This window comes from Microlunatus endophyticus, from assembly GCF_014646195.1.
Taxonomy (GTDB): Bacteria; Actinomycetota; Actinomycetes; order Propionibacteriales; family Propionibacteriaceae; genus Microlunatus; species Microlunatus endophyticus.
On the sequence record NZ_BMMZ01000005.1, the window covers coordinates 211,223 to 226,570 of the forward strand.

The window sequence follows — 15,348 nt, forward strand, 5'->3', positions numbered from 1 at the left end:
GGATCATTCGTTGTCGTGACCGCTGTCCTGCGACCGGCCGAGGACACCGACCTCGATGAGATCGTCACCATTCACCTCACCGCCCGGGCAGCGGCACCGATGCCGGCGGGCGTTCACCCGGAGCAGCAGGTACGCGACTGGCTAGCCGCACGGCTCACGGTGGACGAGGTCTGGGTCGCCGAGGTCGAAGGCCGGGTGGCGGCGTACGCGCGATTCACTCCGACCTGGCTCGACGATCTGTACGTCGCACCCCAGTCCCAGCGGGACGGACTCGGCAGTGCCCTGTTGGACCTGGTCAAGTCGCTCCGACCGGACGGCTTCGGGCTCTGGGTCTTCGAGTCGAATCGTCCGGCCCGGGCCTTCTACGCCCAGCACGGGCTGGTCGAGGTGGAACGCGCCGACGGCTCCGCCAACGAGGAGCACCAGCCGGATATCCGGATGATCTGGCACCCGTCGAATTGATCCTGGCATGGGGTTATCCCTACCGCAGAATCGCCGGTTCCCCCGATGGCATCCGGGCCGCCGATCGGACAAGCTTGGATCGTGCGTAGAGGTGTGGTGATCGGTCAGCTGGTTCGCCGGACCGTCGGCGACCTGGGCTTCCTGGTGACCACCTTCTTCGTCGCGCTGCCAGGATTCATCGTCTGCATCACGCTGCTGGTGGTCGGGGCGGGCACCATTCCGGCGATCGTGGGCTTCCTGCTGCTGACCATCTGCCTGCAGGCGGCGGGCGGGTTCGCTCGGGTCCACCGCAACCTGTTGGCCGGCCGTGGCTTCGAGATCGCGCAGCCCAGCTATCCGGCCCGGACCAAGGGGCTCCGCAGCCGGCTGCGTCGACTGACCCATCCGCAGTCCTGGCGCGAGTTGCTGCACATCGTGCTGGTCTTCGTCATCGGCACCGCGACCTTCCCGATCGCTGTCGTCTGGTGTGCGTCCGGCCCGGTCGGGATCCTGTACGCGATCTTCGGCATCTGGATCCACAACACCGACGACGGGTTCGGCTGGTTGCTCGGACTACCCGGCCGCGCAGCCCAGATGATCGTCTACGTGCTGCTGAGCTTGATCGTGATGGGCACCGCGCCGTACGTCCTGCGCGGACTGGTGCTGGCGCACGCCGGAATCGCGCGGGCCCTGCTGCACGACGAGGCCTCCCAGCTGCGCGAGCAGGTCAGCCAGCTGGCGACCAGCCGGGCAGCTGCCGGCGAGGCCGAGGCCCACACGCTGCGCCGGCTGGAACGCGACCTGCACGACGGGCCACAGCAGCGGCTGGTGCGGCTGGGGATGGACATCAGCGCCGCCGAGTGGCGGATCGCGACCGATCCGGTGCAGGCCCGCCAGATGCTCCGCTCGGCGCTGGCCCAGTCCCAGGAGGCGCTGGCGGAGATCCGTACGCTGTCCCGCGGCATTGCGCCGCCGATCCTGTCCGAACAGGGGCTCCGCGCCGCGATCACCGCGCTGGCTGCCCGGTCGACGGTGCCGACCACGGTCGACGTCGACGACGTGCCGTTGTCCGACGCCGCCCAGAACGCCGCCTACTTCGTCACCGCGGAGGCGCTGGCCAATATGGCCAAACATGCACGGGCATCGTCCTGCTCGGTCGAGCTGCGGCGGGCCGGGGCGATCGCGGTGATCACCGTGACCGACGATGGCATCGGCGGCGCCTCGGCCGCGAAGGGCCACGGCCTGGCCGGGCTGTCGGAGCGGCTCCGCGGCGTCGACGGCACGCTGGCCGTGCACTCCCCCACGGGCGGCCCGACCCACCTCACGGCCACGATCCCGCTGACCAGCTCGGTGCCGAATTCAGCCCAGCGCCCGGTGCCGAGCCGACCATGACCGAAATCGGCACCGTGCTGGCTCGGGCGTACGAGACACTGGCAGGCATGCGTGTTGTGGTCGCCGACGATTCGGTTCTGCTGCGAGAGGGTCTGGTCCGGCTGCTGGCCGAGGTGGGTTGCGATGTCGTGGATGCGGTGGGCGACGCCGCGAGTCTGGTCGGGTCGGCGGCCGAGCATCGCCCCGACGTCGCCGTCGTCGACATCCGGATGCCGCCGTCGAACACCGACGACGGGCTGCGCGCGGCTGTCGAGGCACGGACCGCCAATCCAGACCTCGGCGTGCTGATGCTGTCGGCCTATATCGAGTTGTCCTACGCCGACGTGCTGCTCTCCGACGGCCGCGGCGGCGTCGGCTATCTGCTCAAGGACCGGGTGACCTCCCTGGACACGCTGGCCGACGCGCTGCGCACCATCACCGAGGGCGGCACCGTGCTGGACCCCGAGGTGGTCGCGCAGTTGCTGGTGGCGCGCCGCCGGCAGGATCCGCTGGCCAGCCTGACGCCGCGGGAACGCGAGGTGCTCGCGCTGATGGCCGAGGGCCGGAGCAACTCCGCGATCGCCGAACGGCTCGTGGTCACCGGCGGTGCCGTCGAGAAGCATGTCTCGAACATCTTCACCAAGATCAATCTTCCCGACGTCGGCTCCGACAACCGCCGGGTGCTCGCCGTCCTGGCCTGGCTCAAGGCGCGCTGATCAGCCCTTGGCCTGACCGTAGTTGTCGACGATCGCCACCTCGAGGGCGAACTCGACTCCACTGTCACCGAACAGCAGCCGGCCGGCACGGCCCGCCGCCTCCTTGATCAACTCTGCCACCCGATCCGCGCAGCCGGCCGGGCTGTGCACGATCACCTCGTCGTGCAGGAAGTAGACCAGCTGCGGTGGCTGAGCCTGTCGCAGCCCTTCGACAAGCTCAGGGCCCTGGAGAAGCTGGCGCAGGCCCGCCATCCAGCACAGCGCCCATTCGGCAGCGGTCCCCTGGACGACGAAGTTGCGGGTGAAGCGGCCCCAGTCCCGGGCCTGCTGACGAGCCTTGCGGACCTCCTCGGCCGGGGCGTCGCCGCCCGCCGCGAGTCGCTGCAGCTCCCGCCAACTCTCCGGCGGCCGGGGTGAGCGGCGGCCGAGGAAGGTGCTCACGATCTCGCCCCGCTCGCCGGCGCGCGCCGCCTCCTCGACCACGGAGGTCGCGCGCGGGTAGGCCTTGATCAACTCCGGCATCAGGCTGCCGCCGTAGCCCGTGGTGGCCCCGTACAACGCCCCGAGCATCGCGCCCTTGGCGTGGGCACGGGTATCGACGACGCCGGTGTCGACGAGCCCCTGGTAGAGATCATGGCCGCGGGCGGCTGTCGCCATCCGACCGTCGCGCGCCATCGCTGCCAGCACCCGCGGCTCCAGCTGGGATGCGTCGGCGACCACCAGCTTCCAGCCCGGATCGGCTCGGGCGGCCGACCGGATCTGCTTGGGCAACTGCAGCGCGCCGCCGCCGTCGGTGGCCCAGCGGCCGGTCACCACACCGCCGACCACGTAGTCCGGCCGGAACCGGCCGTCGGCGATCCAGGTGTCCATCCAGGTCCAGCCGTTGGCCGACAACAGCCGGGACAGCTTCTTGTACTCCAGCAGCGGCTCGATGGCCGGATGGTCGACCTTCTCCAGCTCCCACTTCCGGGTGCTGGCGACCTCGATACCGGCGCGGTGCAGGGCGTCGATCAGGTTGAGTGCCGAGTCCGGATTGAAGGACCCGACGCCGAGCGCGGTGATCATCCTGTCGATCACTGCCTGCAGTTTCGCCGGCCGCTCGCCGTAGCGGGGTCGCGGGCCCAGCGCCTCGGTAAGCAGTTGATCATGGACGGTGACATCCCAGGGCAGGCCGTGATGGGCCATCTCGGCAGCGATCAGGGCGCCGGCGGACTCGGCGGACAGCAGCAGCCGGAGCTTGGCGCGCCGGATCCGCTCGTGATCATCGAGACCGGGCTCGGCGGCGACCTGGGCCTGCTGGCGGCGGTACTCGGCGACGACATCGTCCAGACCGAACTGATCTTCGAGCAGTTGATCATCGAGCAGGGTCGGTTCGGCCTGGGCGATCCCCTGCCGGCGCCAGCGGTCGTCGGCGGCCAGCTCGGCATCGTGACCAGCCAGGATCGCATGGCACAGTCGCAGATCCTGGCAACGTTCGATTCGTACGCCCTCGGCCAGCAGGCGCGGATAGATCCTGGCAGTGTCGGCCCAGATGTAGCGGGCTCCCTGCACGGCCCCGTGCCAGGGCTGCGGCGTGCCGTCGACGCCGCCGTCGAGCTCGGCGACGACCAGCTCGCCGCCCTCGTACGCCACTGCCACATCCACACCGGAAGCATAGAAGCGCGCTGAATAGTTCGCTCTGCTGCGACGAGCGCCCTATTCAGCGGCCTCCGAGGCCCGCTGCACCGACGATTCAGGGCCGGCTGCGGCGGATCACGACGACCACGTAACGGCACTGTTCCTCGGTGCCGTTGACGAATTCGCGAGCCTGGGGGGTACCCAGTTCGAAGGTGTCGCCGGGTGACAGCAGATGAGTGTCGTCGCCCTCGACCAGCGTCAGAGTGCCCTCCAGGACCCAGATCAACTGGTCGATGAAGGCGTACGCCCCGGCAGGCATCGGCACTCGGGCCCGGGCCGGGAGCAGTACCTCGGTGATGTCGACCGGAAAGGCCGGGGTGGAGATCTGCCGGCGCAGATAGCCGGTGTCGGGATCGGTCCAGTCGGGTGTGTCGGCGGCCCGCCTGACCACCGCGCCGAGCGGTTCCGACGGTGACAGCAGCGCGGTCATGCTGAGCTCGAGCGCACCGGACAACTTGCCGATCACGACAGCGGTCGGGCTGCTCTGCCCGCGCTCGATCTTGCTGATCATCGCCTTGGACACCCCGGACTCCTCCGCCAGTCGGGCCAGCGACCAGCCGCGTCCGGTGCGCTCGGCCCTGATCCGCCCTGGCAGTCCCAGGTCGTCTATTATAGTAGACATGAGTCCACTATACGGTCCGTTCGAGATCCGGCCCGGGCGGCGCGAGGACGCCGGGGGCGCCAGCAGCTTGCGCAATGCCGCGATCGCAAACAGCACCGCGATCTGGACGACCCGCCCGCAGACTCCCGACGAGGCCCGGCTGTGGTGGGGAGGGTTGGTCGACCGAGGCGCGGCCTACGTCGCCGACCACGACGGGATGATCATCGGGTACGGGTGCTGGGCACCGTGGCGACCGGCGGAGGGCTACCGCTTCACGGTCGAGGATTCGATCTACGTCGCCGCCGATCAGCAGGGACGCGGCATCGGCCGCCGACTGCTGACTGCGCTGGTCGACGGCGCTCGCGACTCCGGCGCGCACGTCATGCTCGCCGACATCGAGGCCACCAACACCGGTTCGATCGCCCTGCACTCCCGCCTCGGATTCGAGACCGTCGGGACCCTGCGGGAGATCGGCACGAAATTTGATCGCTGGTTGGACCTGACGATCATGCGCCTGCAGCTGGCCGGCTGAGGATCTCGGTCAGGAACGCGATGGCCGCCGGGTAGGCATCCTTGCGGTTGGCCCGCTTCGCCAGCCCGTGACCCTCGTCGGCGTAGACCTTGAGCTCGTGGCGGATGCCGCGGTCGGCCAATGCCGCGACGATCTGCTCGGCCTCCGACAACGGCACCCGCGGATCATTCGCCCCGTGGATGACGAACAGCGGCGCCCGGAGTTGATCAAGGTAGGTGATCGGCGAGGCCTTGACCAGGAAGTCGCGGTCAGTTTCCAACCGGCCGTACTCGCGCTCCCGGTAGGCCCGCCGGTAGGCCGAGGTGTTCTCCAGGAAGGTGACCAGCGAGCTCATCCCGACGATGTCCACGCCGGCCGCCCACAGCTCGGGCTGCATCGTCACACCGGCCAGCACCATGTAGCCGCCGTACGAGCCGCCCCACAGCGAACTCCGGTCCGGATCAAGGCCGATCTCCGGCATCCAGTCGTGCAGCGCGGCCAGGTCGGCGACCGAGTCCAGCCGCTTGTCCACGTCGTCCAGGCTGATCCAGCGCTTCCCATAGCCCGCCGAACCGCGGACGTTGGGCACCAGCACCGTGATACCCGCCCCGGCCAGCGCCTGGACGATCACGTTGAAGGTCCTGGTCGCCTGGCCCTCGGGACCGCCGTGGATGTGCAGCACCGACGCGCCGGCCAGATCCGGATCGGCATCGTCGCCGGGCCGGTAGACGAAGCACGGGATCTCCTCACCGTCGGGTGTCGGCACCCGGTGCACCGTCGGAGTCGAGAGGACGACGCCGGCCGGCAACTGCTCGCGACCGTCGACGACCGTGGTCACCGCGCCTGTGGTGGCGTCGACGCTGTAGATCGACCCCGGGTCGGTCGGGGTGCTGACCAGCAGGGCGAACCGCGAGGAGTCCGGCGCCCAGACGACCGACCCGACACCGTCCTGGGGCAGCACGACTTCGACGCGCAGGGTGCCGTCGATCTCGTGGACGGCCAGCTCCTCGATCCCGTTGCGCAGGTGACCGACGACCATCGCACTGGCGTCCGGCGACACCTCGGCGACCAGCTCGTGATCATCGGCGGCCAGCAGGGTCTGCCAGGACGCCCCGTCGAGCGAGACCCTGGTGATCGCGGCGAACTCTCGCCCGTGGTTGGAGCTCATGATCAACGCGTCATCAGCCGCGGACCAGGCGACACCATGATGGGCGGCCCGTTCGTCCGGGTCGGTGACCGGCCCCGGCCGCGTGCCGGCGGTGAAGACGATGGTGCTGGCCGGTTGCAGGCTGAGGGCGGTCACAGCGACGCTGCGCTGATCATGGGACACCGTGGTGGCACCGATGTAGCCACCCTGGTCGTAGAGCACGGTCTCCGCACCGGTCGCGACGTCGCGGACGATCACGTCCATGTCCACGTTGTTGCGGCGGTTCGTCGAGTAGATCACCGAGGTCGCGGTGACGTCCTGCAGCACGTGCATGTAGCGGCTGTCGTGCACCAGCGGAGTTACCTCGTCCAGGCCGTACGGCGCTCGGCCGTCCTCGATTGTGATCATGGAAAGCTGCATCAGCTCGTTGCCACCGGCGTCGTGCTGGATGATCACCTGCCGCGGAGAGCTACCCGGGACGTAACGGCCGGAGCATCGCGACGGCAATGCGGTCAGCTGGGCCCGGGACCCGTCCGGTGCCAGCTCCACCAGCTGGAGACTGCCGGACTCGTCGTAGCCGGCCAGTATTCGGCCGGCGCTGTCGACGTCGAACACCGCCCAGTTGCACAGGTCGAGCAGGGTGTTGATCAACGAGGTCGTATCGGTAGCCACCCGGCCAAGCTATCCAACCCCGGATCGGGCGGTTGCGACGGGTCGGGAGGATGCTCAGCAAGCACATAGCGTCAACGAACCGGGAGCACAGCGGCGCCAGGGACCTTCGGGGTCATGACGACGACCACACTCCCAGCCGCCGCCACGACAGCGGTTCGGCTGCGACTGCGGCACCTGCCTCTCGTGCTGCTGCTCGCCACGACCGCGGTCCTCTACCTGTGGTCACTGTCCGCCTCGGGCTATGCCAACTCCTTCTACTCGGCGGCGGCCCAGGCCGGCTCCGAGAGCTGGAAGGCGTTCTTCTTCGGCTCCTTGGATGCCAGCAACTCGATCACCGTCGACAAACCTCCGGCCTCGCTGTGGCTGATGGGGCTCTCGGTACGGATCTTCGGACTGAGTTCGTGGAGCATCCTGGTGCCGCAGGCGCTGCTCGGAGTCGCGACGGTGGGAGTCGTGTACGCCTCCGTCCGACGGATCTCCGGCCACCCGGCGGCGCTGGCTGCCGGCGCGATCACCGCACTGACGCCGTCGGCAGCGCTGATGTTCCGATTCAACAATCCGGACGCGTTGCTGCTCTTCCTGCTCGTACTGGCCGGCTATTGCCTGCTGCGAGCGATCGAGAAGCATGGCGCCCGCTGGCTGATGGTCGCCGGCGCCCTGGTCGGACTGGGTTTCCTCACCAAGATGTTGCAGGCCTTCCTGGTGCTGCCGGCGTTCGGGCTGGTCTACTTGATCGCCGCACCCATCGGGGTCCGCAAACGCCTGCTGCACCTGCTGGGCGCATTGGCCGCGGTGATCGTCTCACTCGGTTGGTGGGTGGCGATCGTGGAGCTGTGGCCGAAGTCCTCCCGGCCGTACATCGACGGCTCAACGAAGAATTCCGTGCTGGAGCTGGTGTTCGGCTACAACGGCTTCGGCCGGCTGACCGGTGACGAGACAGGACAGGTCGGCGGCGGTGGTGGTGCGGGCGGCGGCGGGTTCGGCGGCGAGACCGGCATCCTGCGCCTCTTCCAGGACGTCTCCGGCGGAATGATCAGCTGGCTGATCCCGGCCGCGCTGCTGGTGATGATCATGGCGCTGGTGTTGATCGGGCGGGCGCCGCGAACCGACCGCACCCGAGCCGCGTTGATCATGTTCGGCGGATCGATGATCACCACCGGGTTGGTGTTCTCGTTCATGGCCGGCATCTATCACGACTACTACACCGTCGCGCTGGCCCCGTGGATCGCCGGGACCTTGATCATCGGTAGCACCGTCGTATGGCGACGCCGTGATCGGCTGATCGCACGGCTGACCCTGGCGGTCGCGACAGCGGCCAGCACGGCGTGGGCTTTCGTCCTGCTCGGCCAGTCCGGTGAGCAGCCGTACGACGCACTTCGGTTCGTCGTGCTCGGCGCGGGCCTGCTCGCCACGGCCGGTTTCGTGCTCCTGTTCCGGTTGCCGAAAGCGGCCGCCTGGGTGGTCCTCAGCCTGGCCGGGATAGCCGCCATGACAGGGCCGGTCTCGTACAGCGTCGACACCGTCAGCACCTCGCACACCGGATCGATTGTCACCGCTGGGCCGGTGAGTTCCTTCGGCGGCGGCCAGCGCATGGGCGGTGGTGGGTTCCCCGGCGGATCGTCGGGACGTGCGCCCAGTGGGATGCCGGGCGGATCGAGCCGCGGGCAGCGTCCGCAGGGCACTCCCCCCAACGGTTCCGGATCCCAAGGCGGCTCGACGAGCGGCATCCGAACTGGGACGCCGGGTGCCGGGACGGATGGCGGCATCGGAGGCAGCATGGGTGGCAGCATGGGCGGCCTGCTGAACGGCACCACGGTCAGCACGGAACTCAAACAGCTGTTGAGCAGTGACGCCGATTCCTACACCTGGGTCGCCGCCACCGCACGGGCGCAGAACGCCGCCAGCTACCAGCTGGCGACCCAGCAGCCGGTGATGGCGATCGGCGGCTTCAATGGCACAACGAACAGCCCGACCCTGCAGCAGTTCAAGGCCGACGTCGCCGCGGGAAAGGTGCACTACTACATCTCCAGCGGCGAGGACAGCGGCAGCGGTGGCGGTGGCGGTGGACAGGTGTCAGGCACCAGTAGCCAGGATGCGGCCAGTCAGATCGAGAGCTGGGTCGAGAAGACCTTCACCGCAAAGACAGTCGGCGGCGTGACCGTGTACGACCTGACGGCCGGCAAATGATCATGACGGCGCACCTCGACGACGCCGCCCGGCCGATGCAGCAGTCCAAGATCACCACCGCGGTCGAACTGGTGATCCCGGTCTACAACGAGGAGGCCGAGCTGGCGCGCTCGGTGATCAGGCTCGACGCCTACCTGCAGAACGAGCTGCCCTACAGCTACTGCATCAAGATCGCCGACAACGCCAGCACCGACGGCACCTGGGCGATCGCCGAAGAGCTTCAGCGGCAGCTGCCCACCGTTCACGCCCTGCACCTTGATCAGAAGGGCCGCGGTCGGGCCCTGAGGGCGGCGTGGTCCGCTTCCCAGGCCGCGGTGGTCGGCTACATGGACGTCGATCTGTCCACCGACCTGCGAGCGATCCTCCCGCTGCTGGCACCGTTGCTCAGCAATCATTCCGATCTGGCCATCGGCACCAGACTGTCCCGGGGCAGCAGGGTGATTCGCGGTCCGAAGCGGGAATTCATCTCCCGCTCTTACAACCTGCTGCTGCGCGGCAGTCTCTCGGCCTCGTTCTCCGATGCCCAGTGCGGCTTCAAGGCGCTGCGGCGAGATGTCGCCGAGCGCCTGCTGCCGTTGGTCGAGGACAACAGCTGGTTCTTCGACACCGAGTTGCTGGTGATCGCCGAGCGCGTCGGCCTTCGGATCCATGAGGTGCCAGTGGACTGGACCGACGATCCGGACTCGCGGGTCGACATCGTCGCCACCGCCGCCGAGGACGTCCGGGGCATCACCCGGCTGGGACGGGGGCTGCTCTCCGGCCGGATCCCGATCGACGGGGTGCGGGAGGAATTCCTCCGGCGCGACGACCGCAGCCGGATGCCCGGCGACTCACTGTTCGGCCAGTTGATCAAATTCGGATTCATCGGCGTGCTCAGCACTCTGGCCTACCTGGTCGTCTACCTGCTTCTGCGGACTGCCGTCGATGCCCAGGTCGCCAACCTCACCGCGCTGTTGATCACGGCTATTGCCAACACCGCGACCAACCGGCGGCTGACCTTCGGCGTCCGCGGCCGGGCGGGCCTGGTCAAGCACCACGTCGGAGGTCTGATCGCCTTCGGCATCGGCCTGGGCCTTACCAGCGGCTCGCTGGCGATCGTCCATCACAGCGCACCCGGCGCTGGACGGATCGTCGAGGTGGTCGTCCTGGTGGCCGCCAACGCTGTGTCGACGCTGATCAGATTCCTGACACTGCGCCGGATGATGCGCTGACGGCCACCGGACTCAGGCCCGATGTCAGGAAAGTCCCTTCTGCTGCAGCCACTGCTTGGCCACTGCGTCGGGATTCTGGTGGTTGACGTCGACCTGCTTGATCATGGCCGTCAGATCAGCGGTGGTCAGAGCAGAGCCGACGGAGTTGATCGCATCGACCGCCTTGGTGTTCTTGGTGACATCGGTGCGGACCAGCGGCACGACATTCTGCGGCAGGATCATCGTCTCCGGGTCGGAGAGCTCGACGAATCCGTTGTCGGCGATCGCCGAGTCGGTGGTGAAGAAGTCGGCCACCGTGATCTTGCCGTCCTTCAGGTCCTTGACCTTGATGGCCGGGGAGTCGTATGCCTTGAAGCCGGCGACCTTCAGCTTGTAGATGCCCTCCAGCCCGGGCGGACCGTAGGGTCGCTTCTGCAGCTCGGTCGGGCCGCCGACGATCAGATTCGGCACCTTCGACAGGTCCGCCAGCGATTTCAGCCCGTACTTGTCCGCGGTGGCCTTGGTGACCACATACACGTCCTGGTCAGCGGCCTTGGTGTCGGTCAGCGTGGCGAAGCCTTGCTTCTTGGCGACCTGCGGCAGCTGCTGGTCGACCTCGGCGGCAGTGCTGGCCGTGGTGTTGGGATCCAGATACTGCAGGAGATTGCCGGTGTACTCGGGGACGACGGAGATGGAGCCGTCCTTGAGCGCCTTGATGTAGATCTCGCGAGAGCCGATGTTCAGGTGTGTGGTCGCCTTGACGCCCTTGGCGTTCAGGGCGCCGGCATACAGTTCGGCGAGCACTTCGTTCTCGGTGAAGTTCGCCGAGCCGATCACCATCGCCTTACCGCCGGAGTCGGCTGCCGGGGAACCGGTTGCACCGCCACTCAGCGGATTGTTGTTCTTCGCGCCGCACGCTGCGAGCGCGACCATCAGCACCGCCAGCACGGCGGTGAACAGGGGTCTGTACCTCTTGGCCATCGGACTACTTCTCCTCGGTCGACTGTCTTCAAGAGTGCCAGCTGCCACTGACAGTGCTGCACAACGTTCTGATCCCGCAGGAATTCCCGTTCGGATCCCCGACATCACCCGCGCAGCTGTGCGATCCGCATCGGACTCACCGCGTCTTGGTACCCGCCGCCGACCGGTCGCACCTCAAGATGCAGGTGGCATCCGTCCGGTGCACCACGCGCCCCGGCCAGCGCGATCCGCTCGCCTCGGTGTACGAGGTCGCCGGGATGGACGAACGCCGTCCTGGCGTGCCCGATCAGCACGTCCTGGCCGGCGGTCGTACGGATCCGGAAGGCAGTGCTGCCGTAGGCCGGTCCCGGTGTGCCGGGGCTGGTCGGACTGATCACCCGACCGCTGACGCCGGCGGTGATCTCGGTCCCGCACGGCAGGGCGATGTCTACGCCGTGATGGAAGCCCTCGTGGTGAGCGCAGCGCGGGTCCGGATCGTAATAGGGCGCCGGGGTGCAGCCGTACGGCTCCATGATCCGGTGTTTGCCGGGATACCAGGGGGAGCCGTACCAGGTCTTGTCCGAGGAGTAGAAGCGGTTGCGCGGGTCCGGCGTCAGGCTTGCCGTCGGCCCGGACTTCTGTGCCCGGCTCGGCGACGAGGTGGATGCCGGATGGGCGGTTCGGCGCGGTGTTGATCCGGTGGTCGGGGCAGCCGATGCGGCCGGCGAAGCTGTCGTCTGAGAGGTCGCCTGAGATGTCGGCGAAACGGTCGGCTCTGGGCTCGATCGTCGAGCCGCGGACGCCGACGGCACCGGCTGCGGTGCAGTGACCGGCTCGGATCCACAGCCGGTCACTGTCGCTGCGATCAGGATCAGCAGCGCTGCCGGCGCCGTACGACGCATCGCCGTTCCCGGTCAGGGTGCCTCGACGACGGGGGCGCCTCGAGGTGCCTTCAGTCGCAGATGCCGCCCGGTGGCACGGCCGACCAGGCTGAGGAGCAGGTCGAGCAGGATCGCCAGCGCGGCGACCAGGACGGCTCCCGCCAATACCTGGCCGTAGTTGCCGTTGCGCAGGCCGTCCATGATCGGCCGTCCGAGCCCGCCGAAGCCGGGGACGTACGCCCCGACCGTCGCGGTCGCAATCACCTGCAGGGTGGCGCTGCGCAGACCGGCGATCACCAACGGCATCGCCAGCGGCATCTCGACCCGCCCGAGCACCTGGCCGGCCGACATGCCCAATGCCCTGGCGGCGTGCACTGCCTGCTGATCGGCCTGGGTGATGCCGGTCGCCGTGCTGGTGAGCAGTGGCGGCAGGGCCAGCACGCCGAGGACGCAGACGACCGGGATCCAGCTGGTCTCGGTGAGCAGCACGACCAGGATCAGCAGACCGAAGGTCGGGATCGCGCGGAACGAGTTGGCCAGCGCGATGACGACGAAGTTGCCGCGGCCGGTGTGACCGATCAGCATCCCGATCGGGATGCCGATCACCGCAGCGATCGCGATCGAGATCAGGCTGTAGAGCAGGTGTTGGCCGACGTGCAGGGCCAGCCCGTCGGAGCCCGTCCAGCTGGAGCCGCTGAGGAGATACTGGAAGAAGTTCATGCGGCCCTCCGAGCCCACGGCAGCGCGCCGCGCTGGATGAGCAGGATCACCAGGTCAGCCAGCAGCGCCACCACCAGGGACAGGATCAGGCCGACCCAGACAGGGGTCAGAAAGCCCTGGTTGAAGCCCTGGTCGAAGAGTGTGCCCAGCGACGGTGTGCCGATCAGGACCGAGATGCTGGTCAGCGCGATGTTGGAGACCGTGGCCACCCGCAGTCCGGCGAAGATCACCGGCAGGGACAGCGGCAGGTCGACACCCCAGAAACGGCGGCCCGGGCCGTAGCCGATGGCGTCGGCGGCCTGCTTGACGTCGGCGGGCACCTCCCGCAACCCGTCCACGACGCTGCGCGAGAGCAGCGCCGTCGTGTAGATCGTCAGGGCAACGGCGACATTCAGCGGATCCAGGATCTTGGTGCCCAGGGCCAGTGGCAGTACGACGAAGAGTGCCAGGGACGGGATGGAGTAGATGGCTCCGAAGATCGCCAGGATCACGTTGGCGGCCGAGCGGGTGTGGAAGACCAGGAAGCCGATCGGGATCGACAGCACGATCGAGGCAAGCACCGGGAGCAGCGCCAGCAACAGGTGCTCACCGAGCGCGGATCCGATCAGGTCGGTGTTTTGTGAGATCCACGTCCAGTTCATCGGTAGTGGCTCTCGGCGTCCCCAGCGTTCGAGTCCCCAGCCGTCGAGTCCCCGGGCCTCGGGTCCCCGGTCTCCGCGTCCCCGGCGTCGGTACGCCCGACCTTCGGCTCAGCAGCCGGGTCCCAGGTCCACTCCTGCTCGGGTTCCACGGTCGGCGTCGGCGCCGGAGTGGTCGCTGCCTCCTTGGCCGCAGCGGCCTGCTCGGCGCTGCGAGCCTGTTCCTCCTTCTCCTCAGCCGCCTTGATCGCTGCTTCGATGCGCGCGGCCTCGTCGGCCTCGGCATCCGCGTCCGCGGCGATCCGGGACGCTTCCTGTCGTACGCTTTCGGCTTCCTTGCGCGCGGCCTCGGCCTCGACCCGGGCGGCGTCCGCCTCGGCCCGGGCGGCGATGGCGTCGGCCACCGACGCCTTCAGATGGCGCACCTGATCAAGGATCTGGCTGGCGGTGACGACGCCGGCGAAGCGGCCGTTCTGCGCCACCGCGACGGCCAGTCCGACCGGCGAGTTCAGCGCGGAGTCCAGCGCCATCCGCATCGTGTCGGTGTCCGGCTCAAAGGTGGTCCCGAGCATCTGGACCTGGCCGGGCCGGGTGCGATCCGCCCAGCCGAGCGGGTTGGCATTCTCGTCCACCACGAGCACCGGTGCGTCGGTGCGGGCGGAGGCCGCGTCGCGGACCAGCTGCACACTGCCCAGCGGCAGCCCGGACGCCGACGTGAAGCTCAGCCCGCGATAGCCGCGGTCCTTGCCCACGAAACCGGCCACGAAGTCGTCGACCGGCTCCTCCAACAACTGCTGGGGGCTGCCGACCTGGGCCAGTACCCCGCCGACCCGCATGATCGCGATCTGGTCGCCGAGCTTGATCGCCTCGTCGATGTCGTGGGTGATCATGACGATCGTCTTGCCCACCTGGCGCTGGATCTCCAGGAACTGCTCGTGCAGGTCGGCGCGCACAACCGGGTCGACGGCCGAGAACGGCTCATCCATCAGCAGCACTCGCGGATCCGCGGCCAGTGCCCGGGCCACGCCGACCCGCTGCTGCTGGCCACCGGAGAGTTGGCTGGGATAGCGATTGGCCAGCCGCGATTCCAGGCCGACCATCGCCAGCAGTTCCTCGGCTCGCCCCTGGCTCCTGTCCTTCTTCCAGCCGAGCAGGTGCGGAACGGTCTGAATGTTCTCCAGGACCGTGCGGTGAGGAAAGAGACCGCCGCTCTGGATCACATACCCCATTTCGCGGCGGAGCTGGGTCTTGCGGATGTTGCGGAGCGGATTGCGGTCCCAGGTGATCTGGCCGCTGGTCGGCTCCAGCATCCGATTGATCATCCGCAGCGTAGTCGTCTTGCCGCAGCCGGACGGGCCCACGATCACGGTGATCTTGTCGGAGGGGATGACCAGGCTCAGATCATGGACCGCCGTCGTACCGTCGCGGTATGTCTTGGTCACCGACTTGAACTCGATCAACGCCCATTCCCATCCTGCATTGCCCAACCTGCCCGGACCGGGCGCCTGCTGGTCTGCCCTGATCATCCGACCCTAACGGCAGGGACTGACGAACACACGGACCGGCACGACGACGTCGAGGCAACAGTAGTCGCCGGCGACCCGCAGCGGTGTCGGATTCAGCCTCCGAGCGAATG

Annotated in this window: 14 protein-coding genes; 6 read left to right on the forward strand and 8 right to left on the reverse strand. The window is 68.3% G+C overall.

What is annotated here, in order from left to right; all coding sequences use genetic code 11:
• The first annotated feature begins 15 nt into the window (after positions 1 to 15).
• From IEY07_RS12060 to IEY07_RS12070, 3 genes are all read left to right on the forward strand, one after another.
• Positions 16 to 462: a GNAT family N-acetyltransferase gene (locus IEY07_RS12060; RefSeq protein WP_188895608.1), complete on the forward strand. Its 447-nt coding sequence runs from the start codon at positions 16 to 18 to the stop codon at positions 460 to 462.
• Between the two features lie 81 nt (positions 463 to 543).
• Positions 544 to 1,833 (forward strand): sensor histidine kinase, encoded by a 1,290-nt coding sequence (locus tag IEY07_RS12065; protein WP_188895609.1) that lies wholly within the window; start codon positions 544 to 546, stop codon positions 1,831 to 1,833.
• A 47-nt stretch (positions 1,834 to 1,880) separates the two neighbouring features.
• Positions 1,881 to 2,528: a response regulator transcription factor gene (locus IEY07_RS12070; protein ID WP_188895762.1), complete on the forward strand. Its 648-nt coding sequence runs from the start codon at positions 1,881 to 1,883 to the stop codon at positions 2,526 to 2,528.
• Here the strand turns inward: IEY07_RS12070 and IEY07_RS12075 are convergent, their stop codons facing one another.
• The gene (locus tag IEY07_RS12075; RefSeq protein ID WP_188895610.1) at positions 2,529 to 4,172 is read right to left on the reverse strand and encodes a bifunctional 3'-5' exonuclease/DNA polymerase; all 1,644 of its coding nucleotides are present in this window, start codon (positions 4,170 to 4,172) and stop codon (positions 2,529 to 2,531) included.
• An 88-nt stretch (positions 4,173 to 4,260) separates the two neighbouring features.
• Positions 4,261 to 4,827 (reverse strand): helix-turn-helix domain-containing protein, encoded by a 567-nt coding sequence (locus IEY07_RS12080; protein ID WP_188895611.1) that lies wholly within the window; start codon positions 4,825 to 4,827, stop codon positions 4,261 to 4,263.
• Here IEY07_RS12080 and IEY07_RS12085 point away from each other — a divergent pair.
• Entirely contained in the window at positions 4,826 to 5,338 is a 513-nt protein-coding gene (locus tag IEY07_RS12085; RefSeq protein ID WP_188895612.1) for a GNAT family N-acetyltransferase, read from the forward strand. The genes IEY07_RS12080 and IEY07_RS12085 overlap by 2 nt on opposite strands.
• On the opposite strand, the gene IEY07_RS12090 is transcribed toward IEY07_RS12085, so the two are convergent.
• Complete coding sequence (locus IEY07_RS12090; RefSeq protein ID WP_229670008.1) at positions 5,313 to 7,136, reverse strand: S9 family peptidase; 1,824 nt, start codon at positions 7,134 to 7,136, stop codon at positions 5,313 to 5,315. The two genes, IEY07_RS12085 and IEY07_RS12090, sit on opposite strands and share 26 nt — an antisense overlap.
• 114 nt (positions 7,137 to 7,250) lie before the next feature.
• Here IEY07_RS12090 and IEY07_RS12095 point away from each other — a divergent pair, with 114 nt between their 5' ends.
• Positions 7,251 to 9,323: a glycosyltransferase family 39 protein gene (locus IEY07_RS12095; RefSeq protein WP_188895613.1), complete on the forward strand. Its 2,073-nt coding sequence runs from the start codon at positions 7,251 to 7,253 to the stop codon at positions 9,321 to 9,323.
• Complete coding sequence (locus IEY07_RS12100) at positions 9,320 to 10,534, forward strand: bifunctional glycosyltransferase family 2/GtrA family protein (protein WP_229670009.1); 1,215 nt, start codon at positions 9,320 to 9,322, stop codon at positions 10,532 to 10,534. The genes IEY07_RS12095 and IEY07_RS12100 overlap by 4 nt, the downstream gene beginning before the upstream one ends.
• 24 nt (positions 10,535 to 10,558) lie before the next feature.
• Here the strand turns inward: IEY07_RS12100 and IEY07_RS12105 are convergent, their stop codons facing one another.
• From IEY07_RS12105 to IEY07_RS12125, 5 genes are all read right to left on the reverse strand, one after another.
• On the reverse strand, positions 10,559 to 11,494 hold the full coding sequence (locus tag IEY07_RS12105; protein WP_188895614.1) for an ABC transporter substrate-binding protein: 936 nt from the start codon (positions 11,492 to 11,494) through the stop codon (positions 10,559 to 10,561).
• Positions 11,495 to 11,598: 104 nt separating this feature from the next.
• On the reverse strand, positions 11,599 to 12,375 hold the full coding sequence (locus IEY07_RS12110; protein WP_188895615.1) for a M23 family metallopeptidase: 777 nt from the start codon (positions 12,373 to 12,375) through the stop codon (positions 11,599 to 11,601).
• 12 nt (positions 12,376 to 12,387) lie between these two features.
• The gene (locus IEY07_RS12115) at positions 12,388 to 13,074 is read right to left on the reverse strand and encodes an ABC transporter permease (protein ID WP_188895616.1); all 687 of its coding nucleotides are present in this window, start codon (positions 13,072 to 13,074) and stop codon (positions 12,388 to 12,390) included.
• A complete protein-coding gene (locus IEY07_RS12120) occupies positions 13,071 to 13,715 on the reverse strand; it encodes an ABC transporter permease (RefSeq protein ID WP_188895617.1) in 645 nt (214 codons plus the stop codon). The genes IEY07_RS12115 and IEY07_RS12120 overlap by 4 nt, the downstream gene beginning before the upstream one ends.
• Positions 13,712 to 15,238, reverse strand: a complete 1,527-nt coding sequence (locus IEY07_RS12125) for an ABC transporter ATP-binding protein (RefSeq protein WP_229670010.1) — start codon at positions 15,236 to 15,238, stop codon at positions 13,712 to 13,714. The genes IEY07_RS12120 and IEY07_RS12125 overlap by 4 nt, the downstream gene beginning before the upstream one ends.
• Between the last annotated feature and the right edge of the window lie 110 nt (positions 15,239 to 15,348).